This window comes from Streptomyces globosus (genome assembly GCF_003325375.1).
In the GTDB taxonomy this organism is placed as follows: Bacteria; Actinomycetota; Actinomycetes; order Streptomycetales; family Streptomycetaceae; genus Streptomyces; species Streptomyces globosus_A.
In genome coordinates, this window is record NZ_CP030862.1 from 6,416,030 (window position 1) to 6,433,711 (window position 17,682).

Here is a 17,682-nt window from a genome sequence, read left to right on the forward strand (position 1 = left end):
AGCTTTTCACACGCCGCGGGTCAGGATCCTCAGCAGTTCCAGCGACCGCGGCGCCGCATCCGGGTCGTCGCCGTCCGACCGCGCCATCCGTACGTGCGCCTCGCGGGCGGCGCGCACGGCCTCGGGCCAGTCCGGGTGGTCCAGGTAGGCGGAGACGGGGGCGTCGGGGCCGACCTGGTGCAGGATGCGGAGCACGCGCAGGACCGCCGCGTCGACGAGGGCCGCCTCGTGGGCGTCGCGGAAGATCGTGCCGACGTACCTGTCGGCGGACCAGCTGTCGAGCCAGGTGTCCTCGACGAGCCGGTACACGGCGTCGGTGACGTCCCCGTATCCCTCGACTCCGGCGAGCCAGGTCTCCTTCTGGAAGACCGGGTCGGAGATCATGTGCAGCGCCGAGCGCACGTTGCTGCGCCAGCGCCACCACGGCATGTCGTTCAGGGGCATGCCGCCCATGGTGGAGGAGCGGCCGCCGCGTTTGGAAGTGTTCTTCGAACCTTGGGCGAATGTCACGCTTTCGATCGTACGTTCCCCTCTGATGCGATCTTGAGGCACCTGCGGTGGAGGCGCGGGGCGCGTACACCCCCTGGCTTTCACCCGGCCGTCACCGTCCGTTGCACCACTCTCACTCCCGCGTTCCCCCCGGGCCGGAATGGTGCATGAACATGACCGATCGGCGACGCGCGACCCCCATCCACCGCACCGTGCTCGCATCGGCGCTGGCCGCATGCCTGGCCGCCGGATGCGGCGTGATCCCGTCGGGCTCCGGGCCCGCCGGGGACACCATCACCGTCATGACCTTCGCCCCGCAGGACACCGCCGCCACCAACATGCCCGGCATGGTCGGCATGGCCAAGGCGTACGAGCGCTGGACCAACGCCAGGGGCGGCATCAACGGCCGCCGGCTGCGCGTGATCACCTGCAACGAGAAGAACACCCCGAGCGGCGCCGCGGACTGCGCCCGCAAGGCCGTCGCGGAGAACGCGGTGGCCGTCGTCGGCTCCTACAGCCAGCACGGGCGCGCCTTCATGGCCCCCCTCGAATCCGAGGGCATCCCCTTCATCGGCGGCTACGGCGTCACCTCCGAGGAGTTCCAGAGCCCGCTGTCCTTCCCCGTCAACGGCGGCCAGCCCGTCCTCCTCGCGGGCGCCGGCCACCAGCTGGGCCGGGTCTGCGAGCAGGTGTCCCTGGTGCGGCCCGACACCCTCGCCGGCGACTCCATGCCGGTCCTCCTCGACGCCGGCCTGAAGGCCGACCCGGCCGGCAAGGCGGGCGGCGCCGAGGACATCCGGGCGGCCGAGGACACCGCCGACTTCGTCCCGCAGGCCCGCCAGGCCCTGGACGGCGCGGCGGGCAAGGACCCGTCCGGCAAGGAGCGCGGCTGCGTCACCGCCGTGCTCGGCCAGCGCACCGAGACCTTCTTCGACGCCTTCCGCCGCGCCGGCGACCCGCGCCGCAGCCCGCAGATCGCCTCCGTCCTCGGCAGCGTCAGCCAGGCGCTGATCGACCGCACCGGCGGCCGCGACAGCCCCTTCGAGGGGGCCCTCGTCACCGGCTGGTACCCCGTCTCGACGGACCCGCTGTGGGAGCCGATGCGCCGGGTGGCCTCCGAGCACGCCTTCGGTGACCACGCCGTCGACCCCGACGACAGCGGCACGCAGACCGCCTGGATCGCGTACACCGTGCTGAGCGAGGTCCTGAAGCGGCAGGAGCCCGGCGAGGAGGTCACCGCGCGGAAGATCGCCCGGACCCTGAAGCAGGCGGAACCCGTGCACACCGGGGGCCTGACGCCCGACCTGAGCTGGCGGCGCGAGGACATGCGCGCCATCGCCGCCTACCCCCGCATGGTGAACGGGCAGGTCACCTTCCAGGTCGTTCGCTCCGGGCGGCTCGTCGCCCAGCCGGGCGAGGAGGCGCGGGACATGACCGGGGCCCTGGAGCAGGCCCCGAGCCCGGCCTGACCTGGCCTGGCATGCGCGGGACGGCCGGGGGCGGGCCCCACCGCCCCCGGCCGGGCGTCACAGCTGCGACTTGTCGCGCTTCGGGAGGCTGTACTTGGCCGCGATCGGGTTCCACAGGGCCGCCGCCGACTCCTTCGCGCGGGTCGCCTCCCCGCTCGCCTTGTTGCCGTCGGCGGCGTCGTCCGTGTTCCGGGCGTGGCCGTCCTTGCAGCCCTTCTTCTTGTCGTCGGCGACGTCCTCCGCCCAGGCGGCGTAGCTGTTGTCGGCCTTTGCCGACGCCTTCCACGCCTTGGTGAGGGACGCCGACAGCCGCTGGTGGTTCGGCAGCTTGTCCAGCTGGAGCTCCTGGAGGCGCGTGACGAGCTCCTCGCGCTGGCGGGCGGCGCTGCGCAGGTCGTCGGCGGCCGTGCCGAGGTTGCGGCAGCCCTTGATGTCGTCGACCGCCTTGATGACCGAGTCCCGGCTGTCGGCGCTGTCCGCGAGCACCTTGTCCAACTGGACCGCCTGGGAGCGGGCCGGGTCCACGGGCGCCTCGACGGCCGCCGCGGCCGAACCCGTGGGGGACGGCGCCGCCGCGGCCGCGGCCGGGTCGTTGTTCTGCGCCTTCGGGTCGCTCAGCATCGCACCGACGCCGAGCCCCACCACGGCGAGGCCGATCACCACGGCCGCGATCACCGCGGGCGGCACCCGCCGCGCAGGCTGCGGCGGAGGCGGGGGCGGCGCGGCGAAGCCGGGCCGGGGGTGGGGCTGGGGCTGGGGCTGCCGGGCGTACTGCTGCGGATGCGGCAGCGGGCGCGGCGGGGGCCGGCGCAGCACCGGCTCCTGGATGGGCGGCATCTGCCGGGTGTGGCCGTCGGCTCCGTCCTGGCGGAAGAGGGCGTCGAAGTCGCCGGTGACGGGCGGGATGTACTGCGTCGCCGCCTCGTCCGGGCCCGCCCCCTGAGCGGCTCCCGGTCCGGCCGGGACCGGCGGGATGTACTGCGTCGCCGCCTCGTCGTGTGCGGCGGGACCGCCGGGACCGGCGGGCGGAACGGGGCCCGGGTCCGCCGGGACCGGCGGGATGTACTGGGTGACGGCCTCCGGCAGCGGCGGGTACCCGTACCCGTGCGGCTGCCCCGGCCCCTCGTACCCGGGCCCCAGCACATGCCCGGCCGGCGGCGCATCCGGGCCCGGGAGACCGGGACCCTGCACGCCCTGGTGGGGGTGGGCCTGGTCCGGGAAGCCCTGGTCCGGGAAGCCCTGGTCCGGGAAGCCCTGGTCCGGGAAGCCCTGGTCCGGGAAGCCCTGGTCCGGGAAGCCCTGGTCCGGGATGGCCTGGTTCGGGAAGCCTTGGTTCGGGAAGGCCTGGCCCTGCGCCGCCTGCCCGTGGAAGCCCTGGCCCGGAAAGGACTGGCCCGGAAAGGACTGGCCCTGGGGGGCGTGGTCCGGGGCGGGCAGGAAGCCGCCGCCCGGGTCCTGCGGGTGTCCCGCGGCCGGAGGGCCCGGGTAGGCCTGCGGGTGGCCGGGATGCGGGGCGGATGGCTCCGGGTACGGGGGGTCCGGGTACGCCGGGTCCGGGTACGGGGGGTCCGGGTTCCACTGCGCACCGGCCTGCGGGGCCCCCTGCTGGCCGCTGCCCTGTCCGCTCTCCGTCACCGGGACTCCTTCGCCGACTGCTCCGTCACTTGCGAAACCGGCGACTCACGCTACCCGGACCCCGCCCGCCCCGTCAGGTCCACCCCGAACATGCTTCCGGGCAGAGGCGGACATACCGCCCGCCCTTCCCGGCCACAGCACTAGGCCACCGCCTCCAGCCTCGCGGCGAACTCCCGCGCCGCCGCCTCGTCCCGGTACGGGTCCAGCCGCGCCCGGAAGTCGTCCAGGTACTCGACGCCCCGGCTGGAGCGCAGCCCGGACAGCAGTTCCGCCGCCCGTCCCGCGGTCTGGCAGGCCTGCTCCACCTCCCGCTGCTGCACCTGCGCCGCCGCGAGCAGCAGCAGGCCGATCGCCCGCCGGCGCTCCTTGCCGGCCGGCAGCGCGGCCAGCGCCTCCCGGGCCTGCCGGGCCGCCTGCTCCGGCTGCCCGAGGTCGCGGTGGCAGTGGGCCAGCTCGTCCGCCAGGTAGGCCCCGTCGAAGTGCCGGATCCACACCGGGTCGTCCCCGGACTCCGGCTCGGCCCGCTCCAGGGCGCCGACAGCCCGCGAGGCCAGCACCGCCGTCGCCCGGGCGTCGCCCATCAGCGCGTGACCGCGCGCCTCGGCCGCGTAGAACATGGCCTCGGCCCGCGGCGTGACCTGGCCGCGCGTGCCCTCCTGGGCCGCCCGCGCCAGCTGGGCGATCTCCCGCGGGTTGCCGAGCTCGGCCGCCAGGTGGCTCATGGACGCCGCGAGCACGTACCCGCCGTACGCGCGGTCCCCCGCGGCCTGCGCCAGCCGCAGAGCCTGGATGTAGTACCGCTGCGCCAGCCCCGGCTGGCCCGTGTCCACCGCCATGTACCCGGCGAGCTCGGTGAGCCGGGCCACCGCCGCGAACAGGGCCCGCCCGACCGGCTCCCGGTACGAGCCGCCGATCAGCCCGGACACCACCGAGTTGAGGTAGTGCACCACGACCGGGCGGACATGCCCGCTCCCGAAGCGGTGGTCGAGCTCCTTCAGCGCGTCGGTCGTCGCGCGGACCGCCTCCACGTCCGACATGCCGACGCGCGAGCCGCCGTTGCGGGCGACCTGCACGTCGGCCCCGCTGATCAGCCAGTCCCGGCTCGGCTCGACGAGCGCCGACGCGGCGACGCTCGACCCGGACAGGAAGTCCCGCCGGCCGACGTCGCTCCGCCACAACTCGCTGGCCTGCTCGATCGCCCCGCCGACGGTCGGGGAGAACTGCAGGCCGATCCCGGAGGCGAGGTTCTTGCCGTTGGCCATGCCGATCTCGTCGATCGTCACGGTCCGGCCCAGTTTTCGGCCGAGCGCCTCCGCGATGATGCCGGGCGCCCGGCCCCGCGGCTGCTGGCCCCGCAGCCAGCGCGCCACCGACGTCTTGTCGTAGCGGAGGTCGAGGCCGTGCTCGGCCCCGCACATGTTGACGCGCCGGGCGAGCCCGGCGTTCGAGCACCCGGCTTCCTGGATGAGTGCCTGCAGCCGTTCGTTCGGCTGACGGGCGACGAGAGGCCTGGCTGCCATGAAAACCCCCAGAGGCCGCGGGTGATCGTTGGAAAGATCACTTCCCGCCTGATGTGTGGAGAATCATCCGCTTAGCGTCGTGTCGCTACCCAACCGCGGCGCCCCGGCCTCCCACGCGCCCCCGCCCGTGCTTCAGTGCGCCCCGCATGCAGGATCGATGCAGCGTCCCCGGGCCGGCCCGGCCCCGTAACCCCGCGACGGGGCGCCAGTTGTGAAGGGCGTGGAAGAGACCATCGGAGTCACGGAGACCGCACCCATCCCCCAGCAGCGCGGAGAGCAGCTGCTGGACCATGCCGTGCGGTACACGGAAGAGCGGCACTGGGACGTCTTCGCCGGCACCTGGCTGGAGCACGCGGAGGGGCGCGAGCTGTGCTCCTGCGGGGCCGCGGACTGCGCGGCGCCGGGCGCGCACGCCGCGGTGAAGGACTGGGCGGCGGTCGCCACGGGCAGCGCGGTGCAGGTCCGGCGGGTGTGGGGCAAGCGCCCCGACGCGTCGATCCTGCTGCCGACGGGCCGCACGTTCGACGCGCTGGACGTCCCCGACACCGCCGGATTCCTCGCCCTGGCCCGCCTGGAGCGCATGCAGCGCACCCTCGGGCCGGTGACGCTCACCCCCGGCCACCGGATGCTGTTCTTCGTCCTGCCGGGCGCCGCCGCCAAGGTCCCCGACATGGTCCGCCGGTTCGGCTGGTCCCCCTCCGCGATCGACCTGAAGGTGCGCGGCGAGGGCGAGTACGTGGCCGCCCCGCCGACCCGCGTCGGCGGCCGGGGCGTCGTCCAGTGGGCGCGGCGCCCCACTCCCGCGAACCGGTGGCTGCCGGACACCGACGAGCTGATCGACGCGCTCGCCTACGCGTGCGGGCGCGAGGCCGCCGCGGAGCGGGCCCGGCGCAGCGCCTGACGCCGTCCCGCCGGCCGCCCGCCGGCGCGCCCGGCGGGACACACGTGCAGGTCGGCGGGTGCGTTCCGCTCGGGAAAGACATGACATTCGTAACTGCTGCGCCTCTTCCGGCCGCCCTATCGTCGTGGATGTAGGACCACGGGGACATGGACGAGAGGCGGGCGCATGCCGAACCAGGGTGATGCGGCGGGCGGGGCGGTCGGAGCGGGCAGCGCGCCCGAGACGCCGTACGGGGGGCGGGCGGCGGTCCGCGTCGAGGGGCTGTGGAAGCGCTTCGGCGAGCAGGTGGCGGTCGCGGGCATCGACCTGGAGCTGCCCGCGGGCAGGTTCATCGGCCTGGTCGGCCCGAACGGCGCGGGGAAGACGACGACGCTGTCCATGGTGACGGGCCTGCTCCGGCCGGACATGGGGCGGGTCCTCGTCGCCGGCCACGACGTGTGGGCGGACCCGGTCGCGGTGAAGTCCCGGATCGGCGTCCTGCCGGAGGGCCTGCGCCTGTTCGAGCGCCTGTCGGGCCGTGAACTGCTCGGCTACATGGGCCGGCTGCGCGGCATGCCGGGCGACGAGACCGACAAGCGGGCCACGCAGCTGCTGGACGTCCTGGACCTGGCGGGCTCGCAGCACAAGCTGGTCGTCGACTACTCGACGGGCATGCGGAAGAAGATCGGGCTGGCGGCCGCTCTGCTGCACAACCCCGAAGTGCTGTTCCTGGACGAGCCGTTCGAGGGTGTCGACCCGGTGTCGGCGCAGACCATCCGCGGGGTGCTGGAACGTTACACCGCCTCCGGTGCCACGGTCGTCTTCTCCTCCCACGTGATGGAGCTGGTCGAGTCGCTGTGCGACTGGGTCGCCGTCATGGCGGGCGGCCGGATCCGGGCCGCGGGCCCGCTGGCCCTCGTACGGGGCGAAGCGCCCACGCTGCAGGCCGCGTTCCTGGAGCTCGTCGGCGCGGGCGGCCGCACCGCCGGCGAGTCGCTGGACTGGCTGGGCGGGCAGGCCGCCCGATGAACACCGCAGCCCCCGCCCCCGCCTCCCCGTCCGCGCCGGTTCCGCCGTCCGCGGCTGCGGCTGCGGCCGGCGCGCATGCGCCCGACCCCGCCGCGGTGTTCGTCCGCCTCAAGCTGTCGCTGCTGCGCAACGGCCTGAAGGGGTCGTCCAAGCGGAAGGCCGCCTACTTCGGGTCGCTGGCCCTCGCCCTGCTGGTGGGCCTCGGCCTCGCCCTCGGGCTGTCCGCCCTGCGCGGCCACGCCCACGGCGGCACGGTCGTGGTCCTGCTGGCCGCGGTCCTCGCGCTCGGCTGGGCGTTCATGCCGCTGCTCTTCCCCGCCGGGGACGAGACGCTCGACCCGAGCCGGCTGGTGATGCTGCCGCTGCGGCCGCGGCCGCTCGTGCGGGCCCTGCTGGCCTCCTCGCTGATCGGCATCGGCCCCCTGTTCACGGTGTGCGTGGCCGTCGGCTCGGTCGTCGCCGTCGCCCGCGGCGCGGCGGGCACCGCTGCCGCCGTGGTGGCCGTGCCGCTGCTGCTGCTCGGCTGCGTGACGCTGGCGCGGGCCGTCGCCACGGCGAACGTACGGCTGCTGACGAGCCGCAAGGGCCGCGACCTCGCCCTGCTCAGCGGCATCGTCATCGCGATCGGCGCCCAGCTCGCGAACTTCGCGGGCCAGCGGCTGATGGAGACGGGCGGCCTGGCGCAGCTCCAGCCCGCCGGCGCGGTGGTGCGCTGGCTGCCGCCCGCCACCGCCGTCGGCATGGTCGACTCGGCGAGCCGGGGCGCGTACGCGACCGCCGCCGCCCAGCTGGCGCTGACCCTCGCGGGGCTGGCGCTGCTGGTGTGGCTGTGGGAGCGCAGCCTGACCCGGGTGATGGTGACCCCGGACGGCTCGACGGTCGCCGCGCAGGCCTCCTCCGAACGCGGATCGGCGGGCGGCGGCCTGTGGGGCCTGCTGCCCGGCGGCCGGACCGGCGCGACCATGCAGCGCACGCTGCGGTACGTGGTGCGGGACCCGAAGACGAAGGCCGCGTGGGTGTCGTCCCTGGCGCTCGGCCTGATCATCCCGGTGTTCAACGCCCTCCAGGGGAACGGCTCCATCTACCTGGTGTGCTTCGGCACGGGCATGCTCGGCCTGCAGATGTACAACCAGTTCGGGCAGGACACGTCGGCGTTCTGGATGGTCGCGCAGACGATCTCGACGACCCGCGACGCGTACGAGGAGCTGCGGGCCCGCGCCTACGCGCTCGCGCTGATCACGGTGCCGTACACCGTCCTCGTCACGGCGGCCACCGCGGCCGTCGTCCCGGACTGGCGGGCCTTCCCGGCCGGCCTGGGCGTGGCGCTCGCGGTGATGGGCTCGATGATGTGCACGGGCGCGCTGGCCTCGGCCCGGTTCCCGTACTCGATCCCGACGGACGGGGCGTTCAAGAGCGTCGCCCCGGGGCAGGCGGGCCTGGCCTGGGCGGGCATGGCGGGCGGCCTGCTGGCGTCGCTGGTCCTGTCCGGGCCGGTCATCGGCCTGGCGATCTGGTTCGAGGTGGCGCGGATGGAGTCCGCGTTCTGGCTCCTGCTGCCCCTCGGCGCGGCCTGGGGCGCGGCCGCGGCCTGGGGAGGCGTACGGCTGGCGGCGCCGCGGGTGGCCCGGCAGCTGCCGGAGATCCTCCAGGCGGTCAGCAAGGGCTGAGCCCGGCCGCGAAGGTGCGAGGGGGGTGCGGGGCCTGCGGGCCCGGCACCCCCCTCGCGTGGGTGCCGTCCGGCGCGGTCGGCCGCGGGCCCGCGGTGATCCGCGCCGTGAAGAGGACGGCGCCGAGGGCGGCGGCGATCTCGATCGACCAGGCGCTGTGGAGCCGGGTGCCGGCCTTCCGGGCTGACGGCGGCCGGCCGCACCTCGGCCGCCTACCGGCCGGCGCGCCCCATCGCGCGGACCTCCCGCAGCCGGCGTTCACGCCGCTCTCGGCTTGCCGACTGCATTCCGGCCAGGAGGGTGCGACGGACCGGGCGGAATCCGCAATGGCGCAGGAAGGCGCGGCGCATGTTGCGCCAGAACAGGTCCTCGCGCGCCAGGAAGGCCACCACCTGCGGGGAGTTCTGTGTGTAGATCACCCGCGCCGAGCGCCCCTTCAGCAGCTTGCGGATGTACGGCGGCCGCCTGAGATACTCCACCCCGACGCCGGGCAGGAAGACCCGGTCGATGAATCCCTTGAGCAGCGCGGGGACATGCCACCACCAGCAGGGCGTCACGATCACGAAGTGCTCGCACCAGCGGACCGCGTCCCGCGCCTCGACGAGATCGGGCTCCAGCGGCTGCGGGTGGGTGAAGCCGCCGTGGAGGATCGGATCGAAGCTCATGTCTCTCAGACGCATGAGCCGGACCTCGTGCCCGCCCGCCCCGGCGCCCTCCGCATAGGCGCTCGCCAGGGCGGCGCAGTAGCTGCCCGCGTCCGGATGGCCGTCGATGACGAGAATGCGCCGCACCCTTGCTCCCGCTGTCGTGGCCGGCCTCCCCGGGAGGAGACCTACCACGCCCCGGGCCCTCCGCTTCGCGCGCGCCGCACGGAGTCGCCCGTGGGGAGCACCCGCTGCCGTCGAACGGGTTCGCCTGACGGGATGGCGGGCACCGCGCCCGATCGTGCGGTCAGCCGCGGACGGGTTGCAGGCGTTGCAGGAAGGGCTCCAGGGCTGTGCGGCAGGGTTCCGGGTGGGTGTGGTGGAGGTAGTGGCCGGCGTCCGGGACTTCCGCGTAGTGGCCCGACGGCAGGACGCGGACCATCTCCTGGGCTTCCGCGCGGCCCAGTTCGCCGTCGAGGGCGCGGACGACCAGGGTGGGGCAGGCGACCTGGGCCAGTTCGTCCCAGTGGGCGTCGTGGACCCAGGTCTCACGCGCCGTCAGCATCTGGCGGCGGGAGAAGACGGGGCGCCAGCCGTCGGGGGTCTCGTGCATGACGTCCGCGAAGAAGGCGCCGCGGCCCGGGTCCGGCCGCTCCACGCGCGGGTCGTCCTCGCCGAACCAGCGGCGGGCGGCGTCCTGGCTGGGGAAGGGGAGGGGCCAGCGGCGGAACCAGTCCTCCCAGTCGCGCTGGGAGGCCTCGCCGAGGGCCGAGGCGCGCATGTCGAGGATGACCAGGGCCGCGACCAGGTCGGGGCGGCGGGCGGCGAGCTGCCAGCCGGTGAGGGCGCCCATGGAGTGGCCGATCACGGTGACGGGGGCGAGGCCGAGCTGTTCGATCACGGCCTCGGCGTCCGCGACGAAGGCCTCGCGGCCGAGGGAGGCGCCAGGGTCCGCCCCGGCGGGCGGGCGGGCACTGTGGCCGTGGCCGCGCTGGTCGAGGGCGATGACGCGGCGGCCCTCGGCGAGCCAGCGGGCGGTGCCGGCCCAGTGGTGGGCGCGGCCCATCAGGCCGTGGAGTAACAGGACGCGGGGAGCCGCGGCGTCGGCGGCCGGGCCGAATTCCCAGGCGGCCAGGCGCACGCCGTCGGCCCCTGTCACATCGATGCGCTGTACCACCGCAGATGCACCCCCTTCGTCCACGGCAGACTATCGAACCTGCATTCGAAAACGGCTTTGCGCCGCCCAACACCGCTCTTTCGAGTGACCTTGCTCAAGGATTGGCCGCCGCTGCCGAAGGAGATCCTTTGAGCAGGGAGGCGGGCCGCTCGGGGAAGACGGTCCGAAGGGGATGACCTTGAGAGCTCGGGGCTCCGGGTCGACAAGGGGAGGAAGGGTCCCGGCGCCGCAAGGCGCCGGGACCCCCTGACACCACCGGCACCGCCGCCGCGGCCGCAGCGGCGGTGCGGTCAGCGCTTGGCGACGAAGACGTGCGAGGCGATCTCGTCCTCCAGCTCGGCGGCCTCGCCGCCGCTGCCGACGAGCACCCCGCCGGGCGACTCCGTCACACTCACCACCGAGCCGGGCTGCACGCCCGCCCGCCGCAGCGTGTACATCAGCTGGGCGTCCGTCTGGATCGGCTCGCCGATGCGGCGGACGACCACCGTCTTGCCCTCCGTGCCCGGCTCCAGCTCGGACAGGGCGACCATGCCGTCCTCCAGGAACGGGTCGGCCTCGGCCTTCTCGCCCAGCTCCTCCAGACCCGGGATCGGGTTCCCGTACGGCGATTCGGTCGGGTGCCGCAGCAGCTCCAGCACGCGCCGCTCCACCGCCTCGCTCATCACGTGCTCCCAGCGGCAGGCCTCGGCGTGCACCTGCTCCCACTCCAGGCCGATGACGTCCACGAGGAGGCACTCCGCGAGCCGGTGCTTGCGCATCACGCGCGTCGCGAGGCGGCGCCCCTCCTCCGTCAGCTCCAGGTGGCGGTCGCTCGCCACCGCCACGAGGCCGTCGCGCTCCATCCGCGCCACGGTCTGGCTGACCGTCGGGCCGCTCTGGTCGAGCCGCTCCGCGATCCGGGCGCGCATGGGGACGACGCCTTCCTCTTCCAGCTCGAGGATGGTGCGGAGGTACATCTCCGTGGTGTCGATCAGTCCGGACATTCGTGCCCCTCGGATTATCGTGCGCTGGCCCTGACCCCAATTCTGACGCATCGCGCCGACAACCGTCCCGCGCCTGCCGCGGAGTCCCCAGGCCTCCGCGAGCCGGTCTCGACCTCCGCAAGCCCCCCGCCCCCGTATTGACAGCGCGTTGGTCCAGACCGCACGGTGAGCGGCGGACACGGACGCACCCCATCCCCGGAAGGGCTCCACCGCGATGAGCGAAAGCAAGCCGGCCGACCGCTTCCTCGACGCCGCGATCACCCTGCTCCAGCGGGTGCAGCGCGAGGAGGGCGGGCGCATCGCCGAAGCCGGTGCGGCCGTCGCCGACGCCGTCGCCGCAGGGAACCGGCTCTTCGCCTTCGGCGCCGGGCACTCCTCGCTGCCCGCCCAGGACGTCGTCTACCGGGCGGGCGGGCTCGCCCTGATGAACTTCCTCGCCGTCCCCGGCACCGCCGGCGTCGACGTCATGCCCGCCACGCTCGGCAGCGCCCTGGAGCGGGTCGGCGGGCTGGCCGGCGCCGTCCTCGACAGCAGCCCCGCCACCGCCGGGGACGTCCTCTTCGTCATCTCCCTGTCCGGGCGCAACGCCCTGCCCGTCGAGATGGCCGTCAACGCGCGCGCCCTCGGCCTGAAGGTCGTCGGGGTGACCTCGGTCGCCTACACGACCGGGACGAAGTCGCGGCACTCCTCCGGCACCTTCCTGCGGGACCACTGCGACATCGTCCTCGACAGCAAGATCGACGTCGGCGACGCCGAGCTGACCCTCGACGGCATCGACGCCCCCTTCGCCCCGGCCTCCACCGTCGTCACCAGCGCGATCATGCAGGCCGTGATGGCCGCCGCCGCGGGCGAGCTCGCCGCGCGCGGCATCGAGCCGCCGCTGCTGCGCTCCGGCAACGTCGATGGCGGCCACGAGTGGAACGGCCGCGTCATGCAGGAGTACGGCGACCGGATCTTCTACCGGCACTGACCGGCACCCGCGCCGACCCCCGCCGCCGCCCCGCACGCTACGGCCGTTCCGGCGCGGTGCGCGCCAGGTCCAGGTCGGCCGCCACCCGGCCCGCGACCTCCTCCGCGTACGCCGCGTCCGCGCGGTCGAACGCGGACCGCGACGCCGACCGCAGGTACGTCAGCGCCCCCAGCGTCCGGCCCCGGCTGCGCAGCACCGTGCACAGGGCGTGCGCCGTGCCCTCGGGCCACAGCCGCCCCCGCGCCCAGCCCTCGGCGGTCTCCCCCCGGGTGGCGCTCGCCCGGACCGAGCCGATCCGGTCCAGCGCCTGGAGCACCGGGTGCCCCGGCTCGTACGGCACCGGCCGCGCCCCCCGCCCGGCCGGCGCCGGCGGGGCCGTGATCGTCCGGACCAGCCGCGGCGGCTTCCCCGGACCGTCGGCGGACGGCTCCAGCACGTCCAGCAGGGCGTGGTCCGCGAACCCGGCGAGCGCGAAGTCCAGGCGCACCCCGGCCGCCTCCGCCGGGTCCTCGCACTCGGCGGCCGCCCGGCCCGCCCGGTGCAGCTGGGCGGTGCGGAACCGCAGCCGGGAGGTGTCCAGCGCGTCCTGCCGGTCCTCGGTGACGTCCTGGAACAGCCACCCCACGCCCAGCGGTACGGGCTCCTCCGCCAGCGGCGAGCCCAGCCGTACGAACCCGCACCGCCAGCAGCAGCGCCGCTCGCCCTCCGGGGTGCGCACCGACACCCACATCTCGGCGGGGCCCGGCGGGGCCCCCTCGGCCAGCACGTGCTGGAGGGCCGCTTCCAGCTCGTCGGCGCCCTGCGCCAGCAGGTCGCCGAGCGGGCGGCCGAGCAGGTCGGTGCGCCCGGATCCGAAGGCGCGGGCGGCGCGCGCGTTGACCACGGCGGGCCGCAGGTCCACGTCCACGAGGACCACGGCCCAGGAGGCGTCGTCCATCAGCGCGTCGCTGAGCGCGATGGACCGCTCCAGGTCGATCTGGGCGTGCACCTCGGTGAAGGCGCAGTACACGCCGGCGGGCCTGCCGTCCGCTCCGGGGACGCCGGCGGACTGCGTCCGCACCAGGACCCGCCCGCCGTCCTTGGTCAGCAGCGCGAACTCGTGGACCTGCCTGCCGGGCACGTCCTGGGCGGCCATGAGCCGGTCCTCGACGTCCTGGGCGTCGGCGGGCCGGGCCGCCCAGCCGGAGAAGCCCTTGCGGCCCACCGCCTCGGCCGCGGTCCAGCCCAGGATCCGCTCGGCCTCGCGGTTCCAGTGGGTGACCACGCCGTCGGCGTCGAACGCGCACAGGGCGGCGTCCATCCCGTCCAGCAGCGCGGCAAGCAGATCGTGGGTCGGTTGTCCGGAAGCACTCACCTGGCACCCCCGCAGGTGTTTCGCGTGTGCGGCACGTCAGATCATTGAACTGGAACGTGACGCAGCCCACACCGCATTCCCCGAATCGTCCCGAAAGAAATCGGTTGAGACCCCGGCGGGAGCGTCCTAGTGTCTGCGGTACACGAGAAGGGAGGTGGTTCCGGAAATGTACGACTACCGGACGCGTGAGGTGACTGCGGGCTAGGGCCCGTCGTCGCAACGCACCCAGTGCGGTGCCCGGCGGACAACGCCCGGCGCCAAACCACAGCAGTCACCCGACCCGCGGGCTCGCCGGCACGTCCGGCCGGCTCCTCTCACTGCAGGAGAGGACGGAGCCCGCGGGTCGCCTGCGTTTCCGCACGCCCGCGGCCCGGCGCGGCCCCGCGGCCGCGGCCCCTTACGGGCACAGGCGCTCGATGCGCCAGCCCGACCCCGCCCGGACGTAGTGCAGCCGGTCGTGCAGCCGGTTCTCGTGGCCCTGCCAGAACTCCACCTCGTCGGGCGCGACCCGGATCCCGCCCCACTCCGTCGGCACGGGGACCTGCTCGCCCTCCGGATACCGGGCCGCGAGCTCCGCGTACCGCCGGTCCAGCTCGGCCCGCGAGGGGATCACCCGGGACTGCTCGCTCGCCCAGGCGCCCAGCTGCGAGCCGTGCGGCCGCGACCGGAAGTAGGCCGCGGTCTCGTCGCGGCCCACCCGGGCCGCAGTGCCGGTGACGATGACCTGCCGGGCGATCGGGTGCCACGGGAAGAGCAGCGAGACCTGCGGGTTCGCGTCGATCTCGCGGCCCTTGCGGGAGCCGTAGTTCGTGTAGAAGACGAAGCCCCGCGCGTCGAACTGCTTCAGCAGCACCGTCCGCGAGCTGGGCCGGCCCGCGGCGTCCGCGGTGGAGACGACCATCGCGTTCGGCTCGAACAGGTGCGAGTCGGCTGCCTGCCGGAACCACAGGGCGAACTGCCGCATGGGGTCCTCGTCGAGGCCGTCCTCCAGGACGATCTCGGAACGGTACTGCTTGCGCATGGTGGAGGGATCAAGGTCCATGTCGGTCACGCATGCCATCCTGCCGCAAGGGTGCTCCTGCGAGTGTGCCGTATGTCACGCTTCCGCCCGGGATCCGGAGCCGCCAAAATCTTGGGGCCGGTCGCCAGGCCCCCCGCGGGTGGGCGCCGGCCGTACCGGGCATCAACGGGGATGACCGCGCCGGACCGCGAGGCACGCCGGCAACCGCGTGTGTCCGCACTATCTGAGGAGCCGCCTGATGTCCGACTTCGTACCCGGGCTCGAGGGAGTCGTCGCGTTCGAAACGGAGATCGCCGAACCCGACAAGGAAGGCGGAGCCCTCCGCTACCGGGGTGTCGACATCGAGGACCTGGTGGGCCACGTCTCCTTCGGGAACGTGTGGGGCCTGCTGGTCGACGGGGCGTTCAACCCCGGCCTGCCGCCCGCCGAGCCCTTCCCGATCCCGGTCCACTCCGGCGACATCCGCGTCGACGTGCAGTCCGCGCTGGCCATGCTCGCCCCCGTCTGGGGGCTGAAACCGCTCCTCGACATCGACGAGCGGACCGCCCGCGACAACCTGGCCCGCGCCGCCGTCATGGCCCTGTCGTACGTGGCCCAGTCCGCGCGCGGGCAGGGCCTGCCGATGGTCCCGCAGCGGGAGATCGACAAGGCCGAGTCCGTCGTCGAGCGGTTCATGATCCGCTGGCGGGGCGAGCCGGACCCGCGGCACGTCAAGGCCGTCGACGCCTACTGGACCTCCGCCGCCGAGCACGGCATGAACGCCTCCACCTTCACCGCGCGCGTCATCGCCTCCACCGGCGCGGACGTCGCGGCCGCCCTGTCGGGTGCCGTCGGCGCCATGTCGGGGCCGCTGCACGGCGGGGCGCCGTCCCGCGTGCTCGGCATGATCGAGGAGATCGAGCGCACCGGCGACGCCGTCGCCTACGTGAAGAAGGCCCTCGACAAGGGCGAGCGGCTGATGGGCTTCGGCCACCGCGTCTACCGCGCCGAGGACCCGCGCGCCCGCGTCCTGCGGCGCACCGCCAAGGAGCTGGACGCCCCCCGCTACGAGGTGGCCGCCGCGCTGGAGAAGGCCGCCCTGGAGGAGCTGCACGCCCGCCGCCCCGACCGGGTGCTCGCCACGAACGTGGAGTTCTGGGCGGCGATCATGCTGGACTTCGCGGAGGTCCCGGCGCACATGTTCACCTCGATGTTCACCTGCGCCCGCACCGCGGGCTGGTCCGCGCACATCCTGGAGCAGAAGCGCACGGGCCGCCTGGTCCGCCCGTCCGCCCGCTACACCGGCCCGGGCAGGCGCAACCCGCAGGAGATCGAGGGCTACGCGGACATCGCCAGGACGGCCTGACCGCGACCCGCCCCGGGCGGCGGGCGGCGGGCGGGGCCGGCCGCCCGTCAGCCCAGGGCGGCGTCCAGGATGCGGGTCCACTGGGCGACCACCCGGGCGCGGCGGCCCGCGTCGTCGGTGAGGACGTTCGCCAGGCCCAGCCCGCGGGCCATGTCGAGGAAGCCCTGCACGGTCTCCCGTACGCCCGGCACCGACTCGTCCGCGCCCAGCAGCTGGACGGCCATCCGGTGCGTCTCCCGGCCCAGGCGCGCCTCCAGCCCGGCGACGCGGGGCCGCAGCTGCTCCTCGTGGGAGGCGGCGACCCACAGCTGGAGGGCGGCCCGGAACATCGGCCCGGTGTAGAGGTCGACCAGCGCCTCCACCACGGCGGCGCGGCCGCCGGGGCCTCCGCCCGCGGCCTCGGCGCGCCGCCGCTCGCGCAGCAGGGCGGCCGAGCGCTCCTCCGCCATGAACTCGACGGCCGCGGTGAAGAGGTCCTCACGGGTGCGGAAGTGGTGCTGGGCGGCGCCGCGGGAGACGCCGGCCCGCTCGGCGACGACGGCGACCGTGGAGCCGGCCCAGCCGTGTTCGGCGAGGCAGGTGATGGCGGCGTCCAGGAGGTGGCGGCGGGTGACGCGGCTGCGGGCCTGCTTCGGCTCGTTCCCGGGCCGGTCGTCGGGCGGGCCCTCCGCCGGCGCCGCTGCCGTGGCCGCGGCCGGCGTGCCGGTCACAGCGCCCACACCGGGTCGCGGCGCTCCATGCGGGCGGTGATGCCCTCGCGGGCCTCCGCGGAGCCGAAATGCCGGGCCGACAGCTCCGCCAGGGCCGCCCCGTCGGCGGCCAGCGCCGCCCGTACGGGGGCGGTGACGAGCCGCTTGGTCGCGGCGAGGGCCTCGGGGCCGGCCTTGCGGAAGCCGTCCAGGACCGGGGCGAGTGCCTCGTCGACGTCCTCGCCGTGCACGGTGAGCAGGCCGATGCGGGCCGCCTCGGCGGCGTCGAAGGGCTCGCCGGTCAGCAGGTAGCGGGCCGCGGCGCGCGGTTCCAGGCGGGGCAGCAGCGGCGCCGAGATCACCGCGGGGACGATGCCGAGGCGGGTCTCGGTGAAGGCGTACGTGGACTGCGGCCCGGCCGCGGCGACGTCGCAGACGCCGAGCAGGCCGAGGCCGCCCGCGCGGACGTGCCCGGTGACGCGGGCCGCGACGGGCCGGGGCAGTTCGGCGATCTCGCGGAGCAGGGCGAGGAAGTCGGCGGGGTCGCAGGGGTTCTTCAGGTCGGCTCCGGCGCAGAACGTGCCACCGGTGTGGGTGAGGACGACGGCGCGGACGGCCGGGTCGGCGGCGGCCGCGGCGAGCGCCGCGCGCAGCCCGGCCACGAGGGGGGCCGAGAGGGCGTTGCGGTTGGCCGGGGAGTCGAGGGCCAGGGTGGTGATGCCGTGTGCGTGCGCGGCGGTGACGAGGGCGTCGTCCTGCATGCCGCTCCTTTCGTGCGGGTCCGGTTCCGGCCGGGCCGGGCGGCGGCCG

Annotated in this window: 16 protein-coding genes; 6 read left to right on the plus strand and 10 right to left on the minus strand. The window is 74.9% G+C overall.

Going from position 1 to position 17,682, the window contains the following annotated elements; genetic code table 11:
- Nucleotides 1-6: 6 nt before the first annotated feature.
- The gene (locus C0216_RS28395) at nucleotides 7-453 is read right to left on the minus strand and encodes an SCO4402 family protein (RefSeq protein ID WP_114058000.1); all 447 of its coding nucleotides are present in this window, start codon (nucleotides 451-453) and stop codon (nucleotides 7-9) included.
- A 209-nt stretch (nucleotides 454-662) separates the two neighbouring features.
- Here C0216_RS28395 and C0216_RS28400 point away from each other — a divergent pair, with 209 nt between their 5' ends.
- A complete protein-coding gene (locus C0216_RS28400; protein ID WP_114058988.1) occupies nucleotides 663-1,958 on the plus strand; it encodes an ABC transporter substrate-binding protein in 1,296 nt (431 codons plus the stop codon).
- A gap of 57 nt (nucleotides 1,959-2,015) precedes the next feature.
- Here C0216_RS28400 and C0216_RS35150 read toward each other — a convergent pair whose 3' ends face one another.
- Both C0216_RS35150 and C0216_RS28415 read right to left on the minus strand, forming a co-directional pair.
- Nucleotides 2,016-3,593, minus strand: a complete 1,578-nt coding sequence (locus C0216_RS35150) for a hypothetical protein (RefSeq protein WP_174250479.1) — start codon at nucleotides 3,591-3,593, stop codon at nucleotides 2,016-2,018.
- Nucleotides 3,594-3,733: 140 nt separating this feature from the next.
- Nucleotides 3,734-5,113, minus strand: coding sequence for a transcriptional regulator (locus C0216_RS28415; protein ID WP_114058001.1), 1,380 nt, complete (start codon nucleotides 5,111-5,113; stop codon nucleotides 3,734-3,736).
- Between the two features lie 220 nt (nucleotides 5,114-5,333).
- On the opposite strand from C0216_RS28415, the gene C0216_RS28420 reads away from it, so the two are divergent.
- The 3 genes from C0216_RS28420 (at nucleotide 5,334) to C0216_RS28430 (ending at nucleotide 8,689) form a co-directional block, all read left to right on the plus strand.
- Complete coding sequence (locus tag C0216_RS28420) at nucleotides 5,334-6,014, plus strand: bifunctional DNA primase/polymerase (protein WP_114058989.1); 681 nt, start codon at nucleotides 5,334-5,336, stop codon at nucleotides 6,012-6,014.
- A gap of 165 nt (nucleotides 6,015-6,179) precedes the next feature.
- Nucleotides 6,180-7,022: an ABC transporter ATP-binding protein gene (locus tag C0216_RS28425; protein ID WP_114058002.1), complete on the plus strand. Its 843-nt coding sequence runs from the start codon at nucleotides 6,180-6,182 to the stop codon at nucleotides 7,020-7,022.
- Entirely contained in the window at nucleotides 7,019-8,689 is a 1,671-nt protein-coding gene (locus tag C0216_RS28430) for a transporter (protein ID WP_246042725.1), read from the plus strand. Before C0216_RS28425 ends, C0216_RS28430 begins: the two co-directional genes overlap by 4 nt.
- 212 nt (nucleotides 8,690-8,901) lie before the next feature.
- Here C0216_RS28430 and C0216_RS33625 read toward each other — a convergent pair whose 3' ends face one another.
- The 3 genes from C0216_RS33625 to C0216_RS28445 form a co-directional block, all read right to left on the minus strand.
- Nucleotides 8,902-9,480 (minus strand): NAD(P)H-dependent oxidoreductase, encoded by a 579-nt coding sequence (locus C0216_RS33625; protein ID WP_162793306.1) that lies wholly within the window; start codon nucleotides 9,478-9,480, stop codon nucleotides 8,902-8,904.
- A 160-nt stretch (nucleotides 9,481-9,640) separates the two neighbouring features.
- A complete protein-coding gene (locus tag C0216_RS28440; RefSeq protein WP_114058004.1) occupies nucleotides 9,641-10,510 on the minus strand; it encodes an alpha/beta fold hydrolase in 870 nt (289 codons plus the stop codon).
- Between the two features lie 290 nt (nucleotides 10,511-10,800).
- Nucleotides 10,801-11,493, minus strand: a complete 693-nt coding sequence (locus C0216_RS28445; RefSeq protein WP_114058005.1) for a metal-dependent transcriptional regulator — start codon at nucleotides 11,491-11,493, stop codon at nucleotides 10,801-10,803.
- Between the two features lie 214 nt (nucleotides 11,494-11,707).
- Here C0216_RS28445 and C0216_RS28450 point away from each other — a divergent pair, with 214 nt between their 5' ends.
- On the plus strand, nucleotides 11,708-12,463 hold the full coding sequence (locus C0216_RS28450) for an SIS domain-containing protein (protein ID WP_114058006.1): 756 nt from the start codon (nucleotides 11,708-11,710) through the stop codon (nucleotides 12,461-12,463).
- A 37-nt stretch (nucleotides 12,464-12,500) separates the two neighbouring features.
- Here C0216_RS28450 and C0216_RS28455 read toward each other — a convergent pair whose 3' ends face one another.
- Together C0216_RS28455 and pdxH are read right to left on the minus strand one after the other, a co-directional pair.
- Complete coding sequence (locus tag C0216_RS28455; protein WP_114058007.1) at nucleotides 12,501-13,817, minus strand: PAS domain-containing protein; 1,317 nt, start codon at nucleotides 13,815-13,817, stop codon at nucleotides 12,501-12,503.
- A gap of 397 nt (nucleotides 13,818-14,214) precedes the next feature.
- A complete protein-coding gene (pdxH, locus tag C0216_RS28460) occupies nucleotides 14,215-14,877 on the minus strand; it encodes a pyridoxamine 5'-phosphate oxidase (protein ID WP_114058008.1) in 663 nt (220 codons plus the stop codon).
- Nucleotides 14,878-15,076: 199 nt separating this feature from the next.
- Here pdxH and C0216_RS28465 point away from each other — a divergent pair, with 199 nt between their 5' ends.
- Nucleotides 15,077-16,183, plus strand: a complete 1,107-nt coding sequence (locus tag C0216_RS28465) for a citrate synthase 2 (RefSeq protein WP_114058009.1) — start codon at nucleotides 15,077-15,079, stop codon at nucleotides 16,181-16,183.
- Between the two features lie 47 nt (nucleotides 16,184-16,230).
- Here the strand turns inward: C0216_RS28465 and C0216_RS28470 are convergent, their stop codons facing one another.
- Both C0216_RS28470 and C0216_RS28475 read right to left on the minus strand, forming a co-directional pair.
- Nucleotides 16,231-16,893 carry a TetR/AcrR family transcriptional regulator gene (locus tag C0216_RS28470; RefSeq protein ID WP_428985468.1) on the minus strand — a complete coding sequence of 221 codons (663 nt, stop codon included), beginning with the start codon at nucleotides 16,891-16,893 and terminating at the stop codon, nucleotides 16,231-16,233.
- Nucleotides 16,890-17,633 (minus strand): enoyl-CoA hydratase family protein, encoded by a 744-nt coding sequence (locus C0216_RS28475; protein WP_114058011.1) that lies wholly within the window; start codon nucleotides 17,631-17,633, stop codon nucleotides 16,890-16,892. Before C0216_RS28475 ends, C0216_RS28470 begins: the two co-directional genes overlap by 4 nt.
- Between the last annotated feature and the right edge of the window lie 49 nt (nucleotides 17,634-17,682).